Raw genomic sequence first — 15,456 nt, forward strand, 5'->3', positions numbered from 1 at the left:
ACATTTACCTATCCCTTTAACAACTTAAACCTCGATTTTACCATAATATTTTTTCCGCAGCCAAAAGGAAACCCGAACCAATAGTATTAACGCTGGAACTTCCACTAAAGGTCCAATAACACCAGCAAAAGCTTGTCCTGAGTTCAACCCAAAGACTGCGATGGCAACGGCAATCGCTAATTCAAAATTATTTCCTGCGGCAGTAAATGCAACTGCTGCTGTCTTGTCGTATTCTGCACCTGTTGCTTTGGTAAAGAAAAAGCCGATGATAAACATTAACGTAAAATAGATGAGTAGAGGAACTGCAATAATCACTACGTCCATCGGGATTTCCACAATCAGTTCGCCTTTTAGCGAAAACATTATTACTATGGTAAACAAAAGTGCAATCAATGTTATGGGCGAAATTTTCGGAATAAATTTATTTGTATACCAATCTTCGCCCTTTAGTTTTACTAAAATTAGTCTGCTCAATATTCCCATCACAAAAGGAATACCTAAATAGATAGCTACACTTTCAGCGATAGTGCCAATTGAGATATCTACAATAGCACCTTCAAAACCAAAATAAGGCGGAAGTACAGTTATGAAAATCCAAGCATAAAAACTATATGCAAAGACTTGAAAAATACTGTTCAAAGCGACCAGACCAGCACCATACTCGCTACTTCCTTCAGCAAGGTCGTTCCAAACCAAGACCATTGCGATACAACGTGCCAAGCCTATTAGAATAAGTCCAACCATATATTCGGGATAATCACGTAAAAACGTGATTGCCAAAACGAACATCAAGACAGGACCAATTACCCAATTCAAAATGAGTGAAATAGAAAGGATTTTTGTGTTTTTGAAAACTTTAGGTAAGAGCGCATAATTGACTTTAGCCAAAGGTGGGTACATCATCAATATTAAGCCTATCGCAATAGGTATATTGGTTGTTCCGCTGCTGAATGAGTTTATGATATTTGGAAATGTTGGAATGAAATACCCAATCCCGACGCCTATTGCCATTGCGACAAAAATCCATAGTGTAAGGTTTCTATCGAGGAAGCCTAATTTTTTCTTAGCCATATTATTTATTGATTGATTGATTTTTGATACGCCTCGTGGCTCAAAAGATTTGAAAGCTCGTTCAGGTTACTAACTTTTATCTTGACCATCCAACCTTCGCTAAAAGGTTTTTCGTTTACAAGTGTTGGGTTTTCAAGTAGATTCTCGTTAACAGCGGTAACTTCGCCCGAAAGGGGCATAAATAAATCACTTACTGTTTTAAGAGCCTCGACAGAACCAAAAACTTCGTCCTGTTCAAACTCATCGCCCACGCTTGGTAAGTCAACATAGACTATCTCGCCAAGTTCACTTTGGGCAAAAGTGGTAATACCAATAGTTCCGGTATCGTTTTCAATTTTTATCCAAGTGTGCTCTTTGGAAAAATATAGATTGTTAGATGCTTCCATAGTTGCAAGGTTTTAATATCCGTTTCTCAAATTATCAGCATAGCTGTTGGGTAAAATACTGTCTTCGACCGCCTTTGCCGCTTTCTCGATATCGTATTCAAACTTTACGAATTCTACAGAAATACTGTCCTTATCTTTAACCGAAGCATTCTCGTTGATATCTAAAATGATGTAACTACCTCGATTATCGCCGTCTTTGGGTTTACCAATTGACCCGATATTTATAGCGTGCCGAAAATGTGACGCACTTTCATCTGCCGAATCGAAAGTTCTGTGATAAGGTTTATGGGTATGACCAAAGCACATCACATCGGCATCGGCTTGTTCCATAATACGAATCATACTTTTCTCTGCTCTGTCTTCAAAAAGATATTCATTTATTTTTCGTGGACTTCCGTGTACCAATAGCACATTCAATTGGTCTTCATTCAATTGAAATTCTAATTTCATATGGGCTGGAAGTGTTCTCAGATACGCTCTGTTTTTATCATTAACCAATTCGTTGGTCAAAGAAATTGAAACCTTCCCATTTGCTTTTTCTTCATCAGTTTTATAGGCGCAACCGCAATCATTGCTTTTCCTGCCAATACCAAAGTCATAATTGCCGGCGATGGTCGGTATTTTTCGCTTTCTGATTTCCTCGATGACCTCATTGGGCCAAACGTTATAGCCCACCAAATCGCCAAGGCAGTAGATGGCATCGTATTCCCTGTTTTCCAAATCTTTAAAAAATGCTTGTAATGCAGGTAAGTTTGAATGAATATCGCTGAATAGTATTATTTTCATTATGAAGTTTTTTTTAGGTTTAGCAACAACCGCTATCTGGTGCGCAAGAAGTTGCGGTTTGAATGTCGGATAATTTCATTTTAGGTTTTTCTGTAGGAATACCACATTGGTCTTTAGCCAAACAGTCGGTTTGTTTGGATGTCAGCAAGAAATTGTTTCCGTCGAAATCGAGTCCGAATTTTCCAATCGTATCTGCTTGGTATTCTACTTCAACTTCCAAATCGCCTATTTCCAATATTTTTTCGGAAAGCTCGATGATGTTCAACAGTTTGCTGGGGTGCAACCTGTGGTCATAATCGTTTGCGTTCCACAGTTGAAAATTGGCAACTTCCTCTTTTCTTTCGGTTCCGCCACAATCAATGAAATGTTTTGTGATTTTGCCCACTTCGGTAACGTGGAAGTGATTTGGAACCAAATCGCCATTTGGTAGTTGGAAGGCGATTTTATCCAACTGCGTAAGTTGGGCTTTGATTTGTGATAATTTCATAAAATTATTTTTATTGTTTTGTTTGCAATAGATTGTTTATTCGTGTTGCCATATAGAGCATTTCTTTTGGAATGCTTGATGTATCTGAAAAAAGTAATTCAATGTTGTTTTTAGTCTCGTCGTCAGATAAGTTTTCCAGATATATATTGAAAGTAGTCTCGCTGTTTAAATTTAAAGATTGAAAAGATTTTGGATATACGGTCCAATTGCCAGAACCGAAGTCAATCTTATAGGATATTGGGTTTTCCCCGCGCGTATTTCTTATGCTGAAACCATATTCCTTTAATTCCGCAAGTTTTGGCATAGGTTCAATCTTGGGCGAGAAGCCTGCGGATTGGATATTGAATATATCGCTATGTCCATAATATAGCATACCTGTTTGAAGCCATATCATTGCAAGTTGGCTAATTTCTTGATTGGTCTTATCAAGAAATAGCACGTCAAGCTTGGTGCTGTCTTCTAACTTTTTGAATACTAAAAAACTAACCTGGTCAAGATACTTTAGCCTGTCCATTGGGATTTCAGGGAATGTATCGCCAATTTCAACCACGGATTTCTGAATTTTGTTCTTGAGGGTCTGTGCTTGAATTACTTGCTGAAAGCAAAGTAAAAACACCACGATGGGAATTATTGTTTTTGTTTTCATAATTAAAGGTTTAAAAAACTATATAAGTTTATCGCAATAAAGCGATTAATTAAATTAAATTTTTTTAACAACATTCATCTTTTGGCAACAAATCTTGCCCCAGAAATTCGGTCATAATATCTTTCATTTCCGTCCAGTTTTCGGTGTCTATGCAATAGCAAACACTTGTTCCTTCAACTGTTCCTTTTATCAAGCCTAAATATTTTAGTTCCTTCAGGTGTTGTGAAATTGTCGGTTGTGCTAAACCGATTTCCTTTACTAAATCGCCACAAAAACAAGCATCAATTTTGAAAAGATGTTGCAGGATTGCCACTCTGGCGGGATGTCCAAATGCTTTTGCAAAAACCGAAATTTGGTTTTGCTGGTCTGTGAACATTTCCGTTTTGGCTAATCCCATCGTGATTTATATTAATTCATTGCAATATTACGATTAATATTTAAAACGTCAAAATTATTTTATCGCATTAAATTCTTAATCTCTCTGAAATAAGCAAAAATAAGTTGCTTTATGCTTCTAATAATTTCGATGAATAGCTCTTTCATAACCTCATTTTTTAATTTATAATTTCTTTAAAATTGATAGCGCAATGGCGAGAACATTTTCTTTTCTCATTAAATACTGAGCTTCATCTATATTGCTTAAAAAACCCAATTCCATTAGTATCGCAGGACAATACTCTGTCGTTTCCCTCAGCACCTGAAAGTTTGCAAACTTCACACCTCTACTTTCATAGCCTATTGTTTTACAAAGGGCTCTTTCAATTTTATAGCCTGCAAATACCGATTCCTTCGAGAACCTTTCTTGTTTTCTCAAAGCATAAACCTCTATTCCTTTCGCATCTGGATTATCCGAATGATTGCAATGCAACGACACAAATAAATCCGCTTTTAAAGCTTTGGCCAGCTTAGTCCGGTTAGATAAAGAAATGAGCGTATCACTATACCTGGTCAAATAAATATCGAGTGGTTTTTCCAAGTTGTTATTTAACCTCAAAATTTCATTTGCAATGGACAAAACCACATCCTTTTCTTGGATGCCGTTTATGCCAATTGCGCCAGCATCTTTTCCACCGTGTCCAACGTCAATTACAATTCTTTTTTGAGCAGTCGTTTCCTGTCCAATAATGATGCACATTTTTAGAAGCAAAATCACGAAACTGACGTTTTTGAGCACTTTTTTCATTTTTAATTTTCGGGTTATCAACAACTTCACTTCAAAAATCCATAGAATTTGATGGTAATTAATAGCAAAAAAATTCAATTGATTTCAAATAATATTTTATTCACAAATATTTGATATTCAGTTATTTATATTCAAATATATGTAAATTTCCAATAACGAAAATGAACTAAAAATTTAAACTTTTCCGTTATGAAAAAATCACACTATTTAGCATCCATTCTTTCGCTCTTATCCACTTCGCTTTTTGCTCAAATTGGTGGCATTGAAGATTCAGTTAATGATGTTGGCGACACTATCCGAACTATTTTTCCAATACTACTCGGTGTAATCTTCCTTGTAGGTTTCCTGTTCAACGCAGGACATTTTTTTGGGGAAAATGCAGATTTAAAAAAGGGGATTACCCGAGTTTTAGTATTTGTATTGATTGCAGGTGCAGTAGTAGGAATCTTTACTTACCTAATAGGAATCGTTGTATAAATGAAACGCTTCGAGGTCTATAAAAATATCAGGAAAAGGGCGGTCATTTTTGGGCTGCCCATTTCCCTGTTTGCCTTAATGATGGTTTCCATTTTGGCTTCGTTGCTCATCATCATCTTCTCTTTCAGCTTTGGGATAATAATAGGTGTATTGGTATTTAATGCTTCCCTTTATGTGGCGCTGACACGAATAGCCCACAATCCACAGCTTTTCCAAATGGCAAAGGCTTTCCCTCAAATTATTAGTAACAAAAGATATTCTGGCTTCAATTATGAATAAGATTAACCTTTCGGCATATCAACCCATTGTAGATATTCAAGACAATATCGTATTTGCCAATAATGGCAATGTGGTCCTGTGCTATAAAGGTAATCTACCAGAAATCTATTCGCTATCGGAAAAAGATTTTGAGGATATGCACGGTGCTTGGTTTCAGGCTTTGAAGTCGCTGCCAGTTGGTACTGTGGTTCATAAACAGGACATCTACCTCAAGAAATCATATACTTCAGAACAACTTCCGAATTCAACCTTTTTGGAAAAGGCTACCCACGAGCATTTTAAAGGTCGTGGACATATCGAACATAGCTGTTATTTGTTCTTCATCTTGACCAAAAATAAGGCACTCAACAATCCTAAGTATGTCAACCCTTTTAGGAAAGTTACAAAGGGAATAGTACAAGAATTAGATGATAATATCAAGAGTTTCGCCAACTCGGTAAGCGATTCGGTCTCGTTCATCAACAATAGCCGAAAGATGGGTTTTGTTTCGCTTAAAGCGGAAGAAATTCAAAAACTAACAAACAGTTACTTCAATGGCTTCAATGAAGGCTATGATACCGATGTTTTACTGAACAAAAAAAGCGTCAATATTGGCGAAAACCATTTTGATGCCCTTGCCATCAACAGCGAACTGTGCTTTGGCGAAAGTGTACAGAGTAGCAAAACCAATGAGAAATTCACTTCTGACGATTTTGTATTTCATCAAGGGTTTATTGATGGCTTAGGGCTTACGCTTAATGAGAACCACATTGTCAACCAGATTTTGTATTTGGACGACAAACAAAAATGGCGCAAGCTACTTGATAAGAAGATTGAGGAACTGAACAAAAGTTCCAACTTCGGTTCGCAGAATAAAGTGGTTCTGGGGAAAATCCAGCACATTCTTGACCAAATCAATGCCGATGATAATGCCCGAATCATTCGTGGTCATTTGAATATCGTGTACTGGGCAAAAGAAGCCAAAGAGCTCGATAAGATAACCTCAAAAATAAAGACTGAATTCAAGGAATTGGATATTATCCCTTACTATCCACGAGGCGAAGAACGTAAGAATTACATCCTAAATAGCTACTGCTGTTTCTCATCCAATTTCTCAAACAATGATTTATACGTAACCGATTTAAAACACGCGCTCTGCTTGTTCATCAATAATACCAATTACAAAAGTGATAACACCGGAATCATCTTTAACGACCGTGAACATAACATTCCTGTCCTAAAAGATGTTTGGGATGAAAAGAAGAAACGCATCAAGGCACGAAACTTTGCCATTTTCGCCCCAACAGGCGAAGGAAAATCCTTTTTGGCCAATAACATTTTGCGCCAGTATTTTGAAAGTGGCGTTCGCTTGGTCATCATCGATTTGGGTGGTTCTTATACCAAATTCGCCAAACTCTATCCCGAAAAATACACGGTGCTTCGCTACGAAAGCGGAAAGAACTTAGGCATCAACCCATTTTACATAAGCGATACAAATGACCTTACACCCGAACGTTTGGAAGACTTGTCGGTTTTTTTGTTTGAGTTATTTGCTTCAGATTTAAAAGTTACAAAAGCGCAATCAGTATCGGTTAAAAAGATATTACGCCATTATTATGATAGCATTTCAGAAAATCACTCGCTGGATGGTTTTTACAGTTTTATAGAAAGGAATCAGAAAGATCTTCTGAGTACCCTAAAAATCCATCCCGACTACTTCAATGTCACGAGCTTTTTGCACGTAATGTCCGAATACGTCGGCGATGGTCTATATAGCTTCCTTTTTGAAGTAAGCGAAGACCAAACCTACAAAATCGAAGACAAACGATTGATTGTATTTGAACTGGATGAAGTAAAAGACAATAAGGAAATCTTGTCTGTAATGTTAAAGCTGATTAAGTCTGCTATACAAAGAACTATTTGGAAAAACAGAGCCGAAAAAGGTATCATCCTTTTTGATGAGTTTGCCAAACAACTAAAGTTTGAAAATGTATTGGAAAGTGTCGAGTTCTATTATCAAGCTATCCGTAAACAAAACGGTGCGATTGGGATTATTCTTCAGTCGATAAACCAGCTGCCTAACAATTCAACTTCAGCAAGTATTCTTGAAAACACGCAGGTCATTTATAGCTTAAATAACGAAAAAGGCTATGATGAATTGGTCAAAAGACTCAACCTATCTAGCCACGACCTGAACCAATTAAAATCCATCAAAAACAACCTTTCTGGTCCACGTAAGCACACCGAAATGTTCATTAAAATTGGTCGTGAGAGCAACATCTTCCGGCTTGAAGTTCCAAAGGAAGTGTACGCAGCTTACCTGACCGATGGACAGGAAAACGAAGAAATAATGAAGCTCTACAACGAGCATCACGATATGCAAAAAGCAATAATTCAATTCACATCTAAAACATAATATTATGAAATCGAAGATTCACGAATACCAAAACAAATTTTTTACAATGAGTAAAACAAAAATCAAAATTTTAGTAATGACCGTAGCTCTGACCTTATTTATGTCGGGTAATGCTACCGCCCAGGGAATGCCAACTTATGATAACACCAATTTTATCAGTTTGGTAAAACAGCTTTTGGAATCTGGGAAACAGACCGCTCAAATGATAAAGTCTGTAAAATTTCTGAAAGATGCAAAAGAGGCTATAGAAAAAGTGTCAAGCGTTGTCGAACAACTGAGAGCAGTTGAGGAAATTGGACAAAACAATCAGCACCTTATCAACGTAATGCAAAACGATGTACAAGATATCCTTAACTCGCCTTACATAAAACCTGATGAAGTCTCAAGGGTTGTGCAATCATTCGATGCCATAGTTCAAAACTCATTGGACACGGTAGATTTCATAGATGAAGTTCTATCCAGCGACTATCTCAAAATGAGTGATGCCGAACGTGCTGAAATTCTAAAAGCAAAAGAGATGGAATCAAAGCAAATGATTTCCAACATCACTACAAAAACTAAACGCTATCGTGACATTATTTCCTTTAGAAAAATGCAGGATAAAGTCAATAATCGCGAAACCGAATACTAAAATGACTGCCACAATTCTCTTAGGGATCGGGCTGGAATATATAGATGCCGTTTTCCAGACCATACAGGCCAGCGACTTTTCGCAATACACTATTGCCGGAATGAAAACGCTCGCTGTCCTGTTTTTTTTGGTCAACATTCTTAAAAAATATAATGAAGGCATTGCAGATAAGGATGGTTATACTTGGGGATTGAGTCCAGGCGAACTGGTCAAGAATTTTGCCATTGTCATCTTGGTCATATTCTCAACTCAGGTCTTAGGGTTTTTTGATGGCATATTAGTAGCTATCGAAGGGCAATATCGAGGGACAGCACCAGCCTTATTGCCATTGCAGATGCAAGATATTCCCATCGAAGAGGACGTTAGTATTATTGAAGTTGCACAATCAGCTATGACGCTGTTATATGAAGCCTTGGTTACACCACTTTACGGTTTCAAGATACTTGCGTTCATCATTAGCCTTTTCCTATGGATATTGGATTTGTTCATCTATCCGCTGTTTTTGGCAGAACGCTTTTTTCTACTTGGAATAATGCAAACCTTCTTTCCTTTGGTCATCAGTTTAGCCGTATTTGAAAAGTTCCGCTCATTAGCCTACACTTTCTTCAAATTGTATGCAGCTGTATATATGCTGGTACCTGCCTTCTTTTTGGTCAACGTTTTTGTAAATGAACTATATACCGAAATCAATACCAATTTCTGGGTCAACCTTTTCGGAACCGATACAGGTCAGGGCTTTTTTGCACCAGTAGTTCAGCTGGGCTCAGTAGGCTTTATTGTTTTCCTGAAATTCAAACTGTATAAACGTGCTACGTCCTTTACACTCAGATTATTTACTGCTTAAATCAGATTAATATGAAAACACCATATAAGAATATTTATAATGTCCTAAAACTGAACCGATTTATCGTTTTGGCAGTTGTTGCCTGTGCGTTGCTGTCCAGCACTTTTTCAGTTTGGATGGTGTTCAACACCAATCAAAAAGCGCTCAATAGTGCTTTTGCCATTAATACCGATGGTAGTATTATTCCGCTGAAGCTCGTGACTCAAAAAGAAAATTTTCGGGTCGAAGCATTAGCACATTTGGATCTGTTCCATAATTACTTCTATAACATCGATGCCAGTAATTATGAACGCAACTTGGAAAAGGCACTTTGGTTAGGTAACAGTTCCGTGGACAATCTCTATCGCCAGAAAAAGGCCGATGGTGTTTACAATAGATTACTTCAGTATTCCTTGGTTCAAAAAGTACTAAGCATCGATTCGCGGATAAATGAAAATAATGGCTCGTACAGTTTTACCACGACGACCATTTTTGAAATCAATAGAGGTTCAATCATCGACACTTATGAATTGGTTTCCACCGGAAACTTAATTATGGTTGACCGAAACTTCCCAAACAATCCACACGGCTTATTGATTACCAATTACTTCGAAAATACCTTAAAGAAGGTATCAGATGAAAATTGAAAGCCGATAATCGGCACTTAAAAACTCACTCTTATGAAAGTAGAAAAAAACAAGATAGTATTTGTAGCGGTGTTGGCCGTGATTTTCATATTTCTGATTTCCTATTCCGTAATGGTAATGGGCGATGATGAAAGTGAAACCGAAAACCTTAAACAGACCTTAGTGCCAGATTTGGAAGAAGACCAGAAAGAATATGATTCCAAACTTGATGCGATTAACGACTTGAAAAAAGTTAGGGAAAATAATGCGCCCAGCATCTATGACGAAAAACTGATTGATTCCTTGGGATTTTACGATCCAGACCTTCCGGAACGGGAAAAAGAGCGTATCGTAGATAGCATCTATGAGGCTGGTAAGATTCAGTATTCAGATAAGCGATACCAGAATTTGGGACAGAAAAGAACTGTTCGCAAAGCGGTATCAACGATTGATTCTGCTGAAGTGAAGCGGGAACAAAAAATTGAAGCTAAAGAATTGGGCTTGGAACACCAATTGTTCTTTGCTGCTGCGCCAAAACCGGACAAGGTTTCAATAATTGGTAATACCGATGAAACAATTTACGTGGTAGTAGATGGCGACCAAGTCGTAAAAGCGAATACCAGATTGCGGATGCGCCTGACCAAAACTGCTACAATCAATGGTAAAGAAATGCCTAAGAATACACCTATTTTCGGTTTCATCAGCTTTCAGCCCAATCGTGCGCTCATTGAAATTGAAAACATACAGCACCATCCTACAAAGCTCAAAGCTTTTGATTTATCTGATGGTAGTGAAGGTGTTTACGTACAGAACAATTTTCGGGCAGAAGCCACCACCGAAGTTCTTGACGACATTATTGGCGACATCAACATACCTACCGTTCCGCAAGTAGGTGGCATTACAAAAGTTCTTAGACGTAGTAACCGTAACGTAAAAGTTACAGTATTGAACAATTACAAATTAATATTAAAACCAAAATTATGAGGCCCATAATGGGTATTTAAAAACGCACTCTTATGAAAAATTCAGTCTTAATAATAGCAGTCATATGTATTTCCGCTTTCGCGAAAGCGCAAACAACTACAGTTCTCGATACCATTTATGCCAACGACACCAAAAACGTTGCGCTGTTCTTCCCAGAACCTATTAGGCAAGGTATTACTGGTTCAGATAATTTTGTATTTACTTACAATCGTGAAAAGGAACAGTATTTTGGACTTCTTCAGGCAAAGCCAGGGAAGGAAAGTAATCTGTTGGTAGTCAATAGAAATGGTTCAATTTTTTCGTATATTGTAAGATATAAAAAACAGCTATCTAAGCTCAATTATTTCATTCCGCTATCCAATAGTATCGGAAATGAAAAACCTATTGTTATAGAATCGGTTATTGCTGAATCTTCTGAAGAACTTGTAGATAATAGCACGTATTATTACCAAAAATTCTGCTCGTATCTACTCAAAAGAAAACAGCGCATAGGTCGGATTAAGAAACGGAATGAAGGCATTATATTGACCGTTGAAAATATTGTTTTTGATAAGGATGAATTGTATTTCGTTATCGAGATTGAAAATAATTCTTCGTTGGATTACGATTTGAATTTCTTGAACCTTTCGATTGAAACTCGGCAAAAAGGGAAAAGAAAATCATTGCAACGTCTCTATCAAGAACCGATATACAAACATAATCTACCGTCTAAAATCAAGGAAAGTGAAACGGTACGATTTGCTTATGTGATGCCCAAGTTCTCATTATCCGATGACCGCAGGGCAATTTTGGAATTGAATGAAAAGGATGGCGAACGAAATATAGAACTGAAAATATCACATAGATATATCAATAACCCAAATTAGAATATTATGAAAAGAATAGTCATTTGCTCGCTTGTTCTGTTGTTCCTTTGTTGTTCAGAAAGCACAACGAAATCCCCTTCTGAAACTGCCAAGGCAGTTGCAGAAAGTTTTTTCTCAAAAGACGAATCAGCTTTAAAAAAACATACTACTTCAGAAGGCTATGCCAGTTTGATTACTGTACAGAATATGATACCAGATTCTGATAAAGACATCGAAGTAGAAATTTTAGATGAAGCTGTTGATGGCGAAATTGCTTGGGTGAAATACAGCACCACCTACGATGGGAAAACTGGAATTTTCAAATTGGCTAAAGAAAACGGCCAATGGAAAGTTACGAGTAAAGGTCCGAGGGAAAAAGGGCCTTTTTGAAAAGTTTTTTTAGTTTTCATCGAGATTGATTTCCCAATAGCCTCTTGTTTCGCCTTGACGCACTAAAAAACCTTTATTCTTTATAGCTGTTATATGCTTGCCAACAGCAGATTCATTAATACTTAAAGCTTCAGCTATTTCATTATAGGTTATTGAAGTATTAGCAGCAATAAGTTTAAGAACTTCTTTTTGTCTTTTAGTTAAAGCTTCAGAAGAATCAATTACACCACCTATTGCACCACCTATTACACCACCTTTTTGACCACCCATTACACCACCTATTTGACCACCTTCTTCAACAGCAGTTTTTTTAGCTGTAAAAGTCATTCTAAGGAAGTTATCTGAAAATTTAAAACTCTCTTTCCCATAGTGTTCCAAAATACGAGGGATGCCAGAACCCAATTGTTCCACAAGTTCCAAATCCTTTAAAATTCGCATCAGTTCCTTGTTGCGTGGGACTGAAAAGCCCTCAAAAAATTCCTGTTCGCTTAATCCTTCTGGAAGACCACCAGACGAAGTGATTTCAATTCTATCACTAAAGATTTCAAACTTTGGGGTTATTTCGTTTGTGTAGTCATTATGCACAAAGGCATTGATGATGGCCTCGCGTAAGGCGATGGGATTCCAAAGGTTGGCTTGTTGTCTTTCCTTAGCCGTTATTTTAGTGTTGGTTCGGTTCTCGACAGCAATTTTATCTATCACTTGCTTGGTGGCCTTGACCAAACATTCGTGACCATACTCGTTGCTTTCTATCAAGTCCGTTCGGGTTTTGCCCGAATACTTGGCCACTTTAATAGAAGTGTTATTCTTATCTGCCAAAAGATAGCCGGCATAATTGAATGCGCCATCTTCGGTAAGTAGTTCCAAGTTCTTTGCAAAAGCTTTACCAAGTTTGTGTCCTGATTCTTCGTAGTAGATTTTCAACTGACTAAAACTTAAATCTTGCCGACTTGCTTTAATCTTACTGATGGAATTTCGGGTACGTTTGGCAAAAAGCTCGTCTATCATTTTTTGTCGCATCGGCTCAGCTGCTGAACCCAAGCGAATGAAACAACCCTTTTCGCTCATCCCATACTTTTTGAGATAATAGGGCTTTTCGGGACCACTCGCCACAATGATTTTTACGATGTTCTTGCCCTCTCGTTCCTCGCTCACAATATCAAACAAACCCAAAGCTGAAGGACGGATATTGTTCTTTAACCTGTCCTTAATTTTTAACTGGTCGCCATCCGCATCAGCCAAACCGTAAGTGTTCCCTTCCTTATCAATACCGATATAGATAATGCCACCTTCGCGATAGTTCAAAAAAGCAATGACCTCTTTCTCAAGTCCATCGGACAGTTCTCGTTTGTATTCTATGCGGTTTGTTTCGGTCATTATTTATTTAAAATCAGACGGTAAAGATAACGATATTAAATTGTGATAATAAGTTTTTAAAATCTACAATAGGATTACAGTTATTCCGAATGCAAGAAAATGTTTGTTAAATTTACAAGTTTAACCAACCATCCAATTGCGTATGTATTTATCCAAACTTGTCATCAAAAATTTTAGGGGAATCAAAGAAATGGCGCTTAATTTTAACCGTAGTATAAATATACTAATCGGGGAAAATGGAAGTAACAAATCGGCAGTTATCGATGCTATTAGGTTACTCTACAATATGGGTGAACCCATTAGGGATATTTCAGTAGGATTTGCTGATTTCCACGAAAGTATAGAAAAAGATGCTGAGGATAACTTGAATGTCACGAGAGCAGATAAGATTACCATAATTTTCCAGTTTAAAGGGCTATCAGCCGCACAAAGAGGTGCATTGTATGAGTATATGGTAATTGACCCTGAAGATGACACAAATGAATATGCACAAGTTGTTCTAACTTACGAGGATAAAGGTGGAAAATACCCTATTTCATCTTACTATACTGGGAATGTTGAGGGTCAGAAAGCAGATTATAGTACATTCGCAATTTTTCAGCATTACTATCTAAGTGGACTCAGAGACAGCACGCGTGACTTATTGACAAATCGAGGTAATGTCTTGGGTCGTGTTATCAAAAGGCGAGTTGAAAAAAACGAGACTGAAGATGTCATTGAAGGTATTATGCGTACTGCAAATGATGAACTTTTAGCACAAGCAGAAGTTTCGGAAACCCGTGATGGGGTAAACGAAAATCTCGCTGGTATTTATCAACGCTTTAGAGATAACCAAATTGGACTTCAAATAGAGCAATCAAAAACCGAATATATTGTAAACGCTATAAAACCATTCTTACCTCACGATAGAGATAGTTTGGCAGGTGATGGTTTTTCGCTTTGGCAGAATAGTTTAGGGCAAAATAATCTTATATATATCGCAACAGTTCTTGGTGATATTAAAGACCAAATCAAAGATAATAAGGTTCCTCATTTCGCCCTGCTTATTGAAGAACCCGAAGCACACCTACATCCGCAACTTCAGCTAAGTCTTTATAGTTTTTTGAGAGATTCCAGCAAATCTAAAAACAGCCAATTATTCATTACAACACATTCCCCCACTTTAACTTCCAAAGTGCCCTTAAAGAACTTAATATTATTGGATGGTCAAGCCTTTCAATTGAGCAAGCAGTTTAAAAATAGGGTTTCAGAAAAGATTATAGAAGACACCGTTAAGGATAAGGAATTGACCCAAGCAAATTTCAGATTCAGACGAAGACAGTTGGAAAGGTATATAGATGTGACAAAATCTCAACTACTGTTTGCCAAAGCAGTACTATTTGTTGAAGGTATTTCCGAAGAACTTTTAATATCAGCTTTTACAGCCATAAAGAAATATCGTTTGGAAGATTACAGAATAGAACTGGTCAATATTGGTGGCACAAGTTTTTATCCGTTTATTCACTTGTTCAATTCGAGCCAGCCACATAAATCCATTGACAAACCAGTTTCAATTCTAACGGATGATGACAAATTTTCTGGCTCGAAGAAAAAAGAATACTCTTTTAAGAAACTTCTTGTCACAGATTATGAAAAGCTGGATGAACTGGATAATTTAATTCAGGCAGCAGACGTATCATCGAGAATTCCAAATATTACTTCCGCGATTAATGGTAAAGACACCGTAAAAATCTTTTCTGCTGAAAAAACTCTTGAATATGAATTGGCACTTGCAAATATCCCAAATACAAAAGAGGGTATTGAAAATAACTTTCTATTTAAGTACATCAACAAAATAAGACCTAAGAAAGCGAAAGCCATTCTTGACTATGTGGATGCCGTGATTGAAGAAGAACTTACCGAAGAACAACAGAGAAAAGCAGCTATATTATTGTGGAAGTCGTTTCCAACTAAAGGCGAATTTTCTCAAAACTTCTCTCTATATATTCTCAAGAACCTAAAGCGTGCCAGAAAAGAATTTGTAATTCCAAAATACATTCGAAAAAGTCTAAAGCATTTAAAGGGGTAGGT

Annotated in this window: 18 protein-coding genes; 10 read left to right on the forward strand and 8 right to left on the reverse strand. The window is 37.2% G+C overall.

Annotation, left to right across the window (positions count from 1 at the left end; genetic code table 11):
- Positions 1–24: 24 nt before the first annotated feature.
- From arsB to P176_RS0104825, 7 genes are all read right to left on the reverse strand, one after another.
- Entirely contained in the window at positions 25–1,071 is a 1,047-nt protein-coding gene (gene arsB, locus P176_RS0104795) for an ACR3 family arsenite efflux transporter (protein WP_026753633.1), read from the reverse strand.
- A 5-nt stretch (positions 1,072–1,076) separates the two neighbouring features.
- The gene (gene gcvH, locus P176_RS0104800) at positions 1,077–1,457 is read right to left on the reverse strand and encodes a glycine cleavage system protein GcvH (RefSeq protein ID WP_026753634.1); all 381 of its coding nucleotides are present in this window, start codon (positions 1,455–1,457) and stop codon (positions 1,077–1,079) included.
- A 12-nt stretch (positions 1,458–1,469) separates the two neighbouring features.
- Positions 1,470–2,243, reverse strand: a complete 774-nt coding sequence (locus tag P176_RS0104805) for a metallophosphoesterase (protein ID WP_026753635.1) — start codon at positions 2,241–2,243, stop codon at positions 1,470–1,472.
- A 19-nt stretch (positions 2,244–2,262) separates the two neighbouring features.
- A complete protein-coding gene (locus P176_RS0104810; protein ID WP_026753636.1) occupies positions 2,263–2,730 on the reverse strand; it encodes a DUF6428 family protein in 468 nt (155 codons plus the stop codon).
- 10 nt (positions 2,731–2,740) lie between these two features.
- Positions 2,741–3,376, reverse strand: a complete 636-nt coding sequence (locus tag P176_RS0104815) for a hypothetical protein (protein WP_026753637.1) — start codon at positions 3,374–3,376, stop codon at positions 2,741–2,743.
- Between the two features lie 64 nt (positions 3,377–3,440).
- Positions 3,441–3,773, reverse strand: a complete 333-nt coding sequence (locus P176_RS0104820) for a helix-turn-helix transcriptional regulator (protein WP_026753638.1) — start codon at positions 3,771–3,773, stop codon at positions 3,441–3,443.
- Positions 3,774–3,935: 162 nt separating this feature from the next.
- Positions 3,936–4,559, reverse strand: coding sequence for an N-acetylmuramoyl-L-alanine amidase (locus P176_RS0104825; protein WP_026753639.1), 624 nt, complete (start codon positions 4,557–4,559; stop codon positions 3,936–3,938).
- A gap of 189 nt (positions 4,560–4,748) precedes the next feature.
- Here P176_RS0104825 and P176_RS0104830 point away from each other — a divergent pair, with 189 nt between their 5' ends.
- From P176_RS0104830 to P176_RS0104870, 9 genes are read left to right on the forward strand one after another with little or no spacing between them, the layout of a single operon-like run.
- Positions 4,749–5,036 carry a hypothetical protein gene (locus P176_RS0104830; protein ID WP_008610937.1) on the forward strand — a complete coding sequence of 96 codons (288 nt, stop codon included), beginning with the start codon at positions 4,749–4,751 and terminating at the stop codon, positions 5,034–5,036.
- Positions 5,037–5,315, forward strand: coding sequence for a hypothetical protein (locus P176_RS0104835; protein ID WP_026753640.1), 279 nt, complete (start codon positions 5,037–5,039; stop codon positions 5,313–5,315).
- Entirely contained in the window at positions 5,308–7,710 is a 2,403-nt protein-coding gene (locus tag P176_RS0104840) for a TraG family conjugative transposon ATPase (protein ID WP_026753641.1), read from the forward strand. The genes P176_RS0104835 and P176_RS0104840 overlap by 8 nt, the downstream gene beginning before the upstream one ends.
- A 46-nt stretch (positions 7,711–7,756) precedes the next feature.
- Positions 7,757–8,341, forward strand: a complete 585-nt coding sequence (locus P176_RS0104845; protein ID WP_037348721.1) for a hypothetical protein — start codon at positions 7,757–7,759, stop codon at positions 8,339–8,341.
- 1 nt (position 8,342) lies between these two features.
- Positions 8,343–9,185 (forward strand): hypothetical protein, encoded by an 843-nt coding sequence (locus P176_RS0104850; protein ID WP_026753643.1) that lies wholly within the window; start codon positions 8,343–8,345, stop codon positions 9,183–9,185.
- Positions 9,186–9,196: 11 nt separating this feature from the next.
- The gene (locus tag P176_RS0104855) at positions 9,197–9,811 is read left to right on the forward strand and encodes a conjugal transfer protein TraK (RefSeq protein WP_026753644.1); all 615 of its coding nucleotides are present in this window, start codon (positions 9,197–9,199) and stop codon (positions 9,809–9,811) included.
- A gap of 33 nt (positions 9,812–9,844) precedes the next feature.
- Entirely contained in the window at positions 9,845–10,774 is a 930-nt protein-coding gene (gene traM, locus P176_RS0104860; RefSeq protein WP_026753645.1) for a conjugative transposon protein TraM, read from the forward strand.
- A 32-nt stretch (positions 10,775–10,806) separates the two neighbouring features.
- A complete protein-coding gene (locus tag P176_RS0104865) occupies positions 10,807–11,640 on the forward strand; it encodes a DUF4138 domain-containing protein (RefSeq protein WP_026753646.1) in 834 nt (277 codons plus the stop codon).
- 6 nt (positions 11,641–11,646) lie between these two features.
- A complete protein-coding gene (locus P176_RS0104870; RefSeq protein ID WP_026753647.1) occupies positions 11,647–12,009 on the forward strand; it encodes a hypothetical protein in 363 nt (120 codons plus the stop codon).
- 9 nt (positions 12,010–12,018) lie between these two features.
- Here the strand turns inward: P176_RS0104870 and P176_RS0104875 are convergent, their stop codons facing one another.
- A complete protein-coding gene (locus tag P176_RS0104875) occupies positions 12,019–13,386 on the reverse strand; it encodes an RNA-binding domain-containing protein (protein WP_026753648.1) in 1,368 nt (455 codons plus the stop codon).
- 142 nt (positions 13,387–13,528) lie between these two features.
- Here P176_RS0104875 and P176_RS0104880 point away from each other — a divergent pair, with 142 nt between their 5' ends.
- Positions 13,529–15,454 carry an ATP-dependent endonuclease gene (locus P176_RS0104880; protein WP_026753649.1) on the forward strand — a complete coding sequence of 642 codons (1,926 nt, stop codon included), beginning with the start codon at positions 13,529–13,531 and terminating at the stop codon, positions 15,452–15,454.
- The last annotated feature ends 2 nt before the right edge of the window (positions 15,455–15,456 follow it).

The sequence above is a fragment of the Sediminibacter sp. Hel_I_10 genome (genome assembly GCF_000688335.1).
GTDB lineage: Bacteria > Bacteroidota > Bacteroidia > Flavobacteriales > Flavobacteriaceae > Psychroserpens.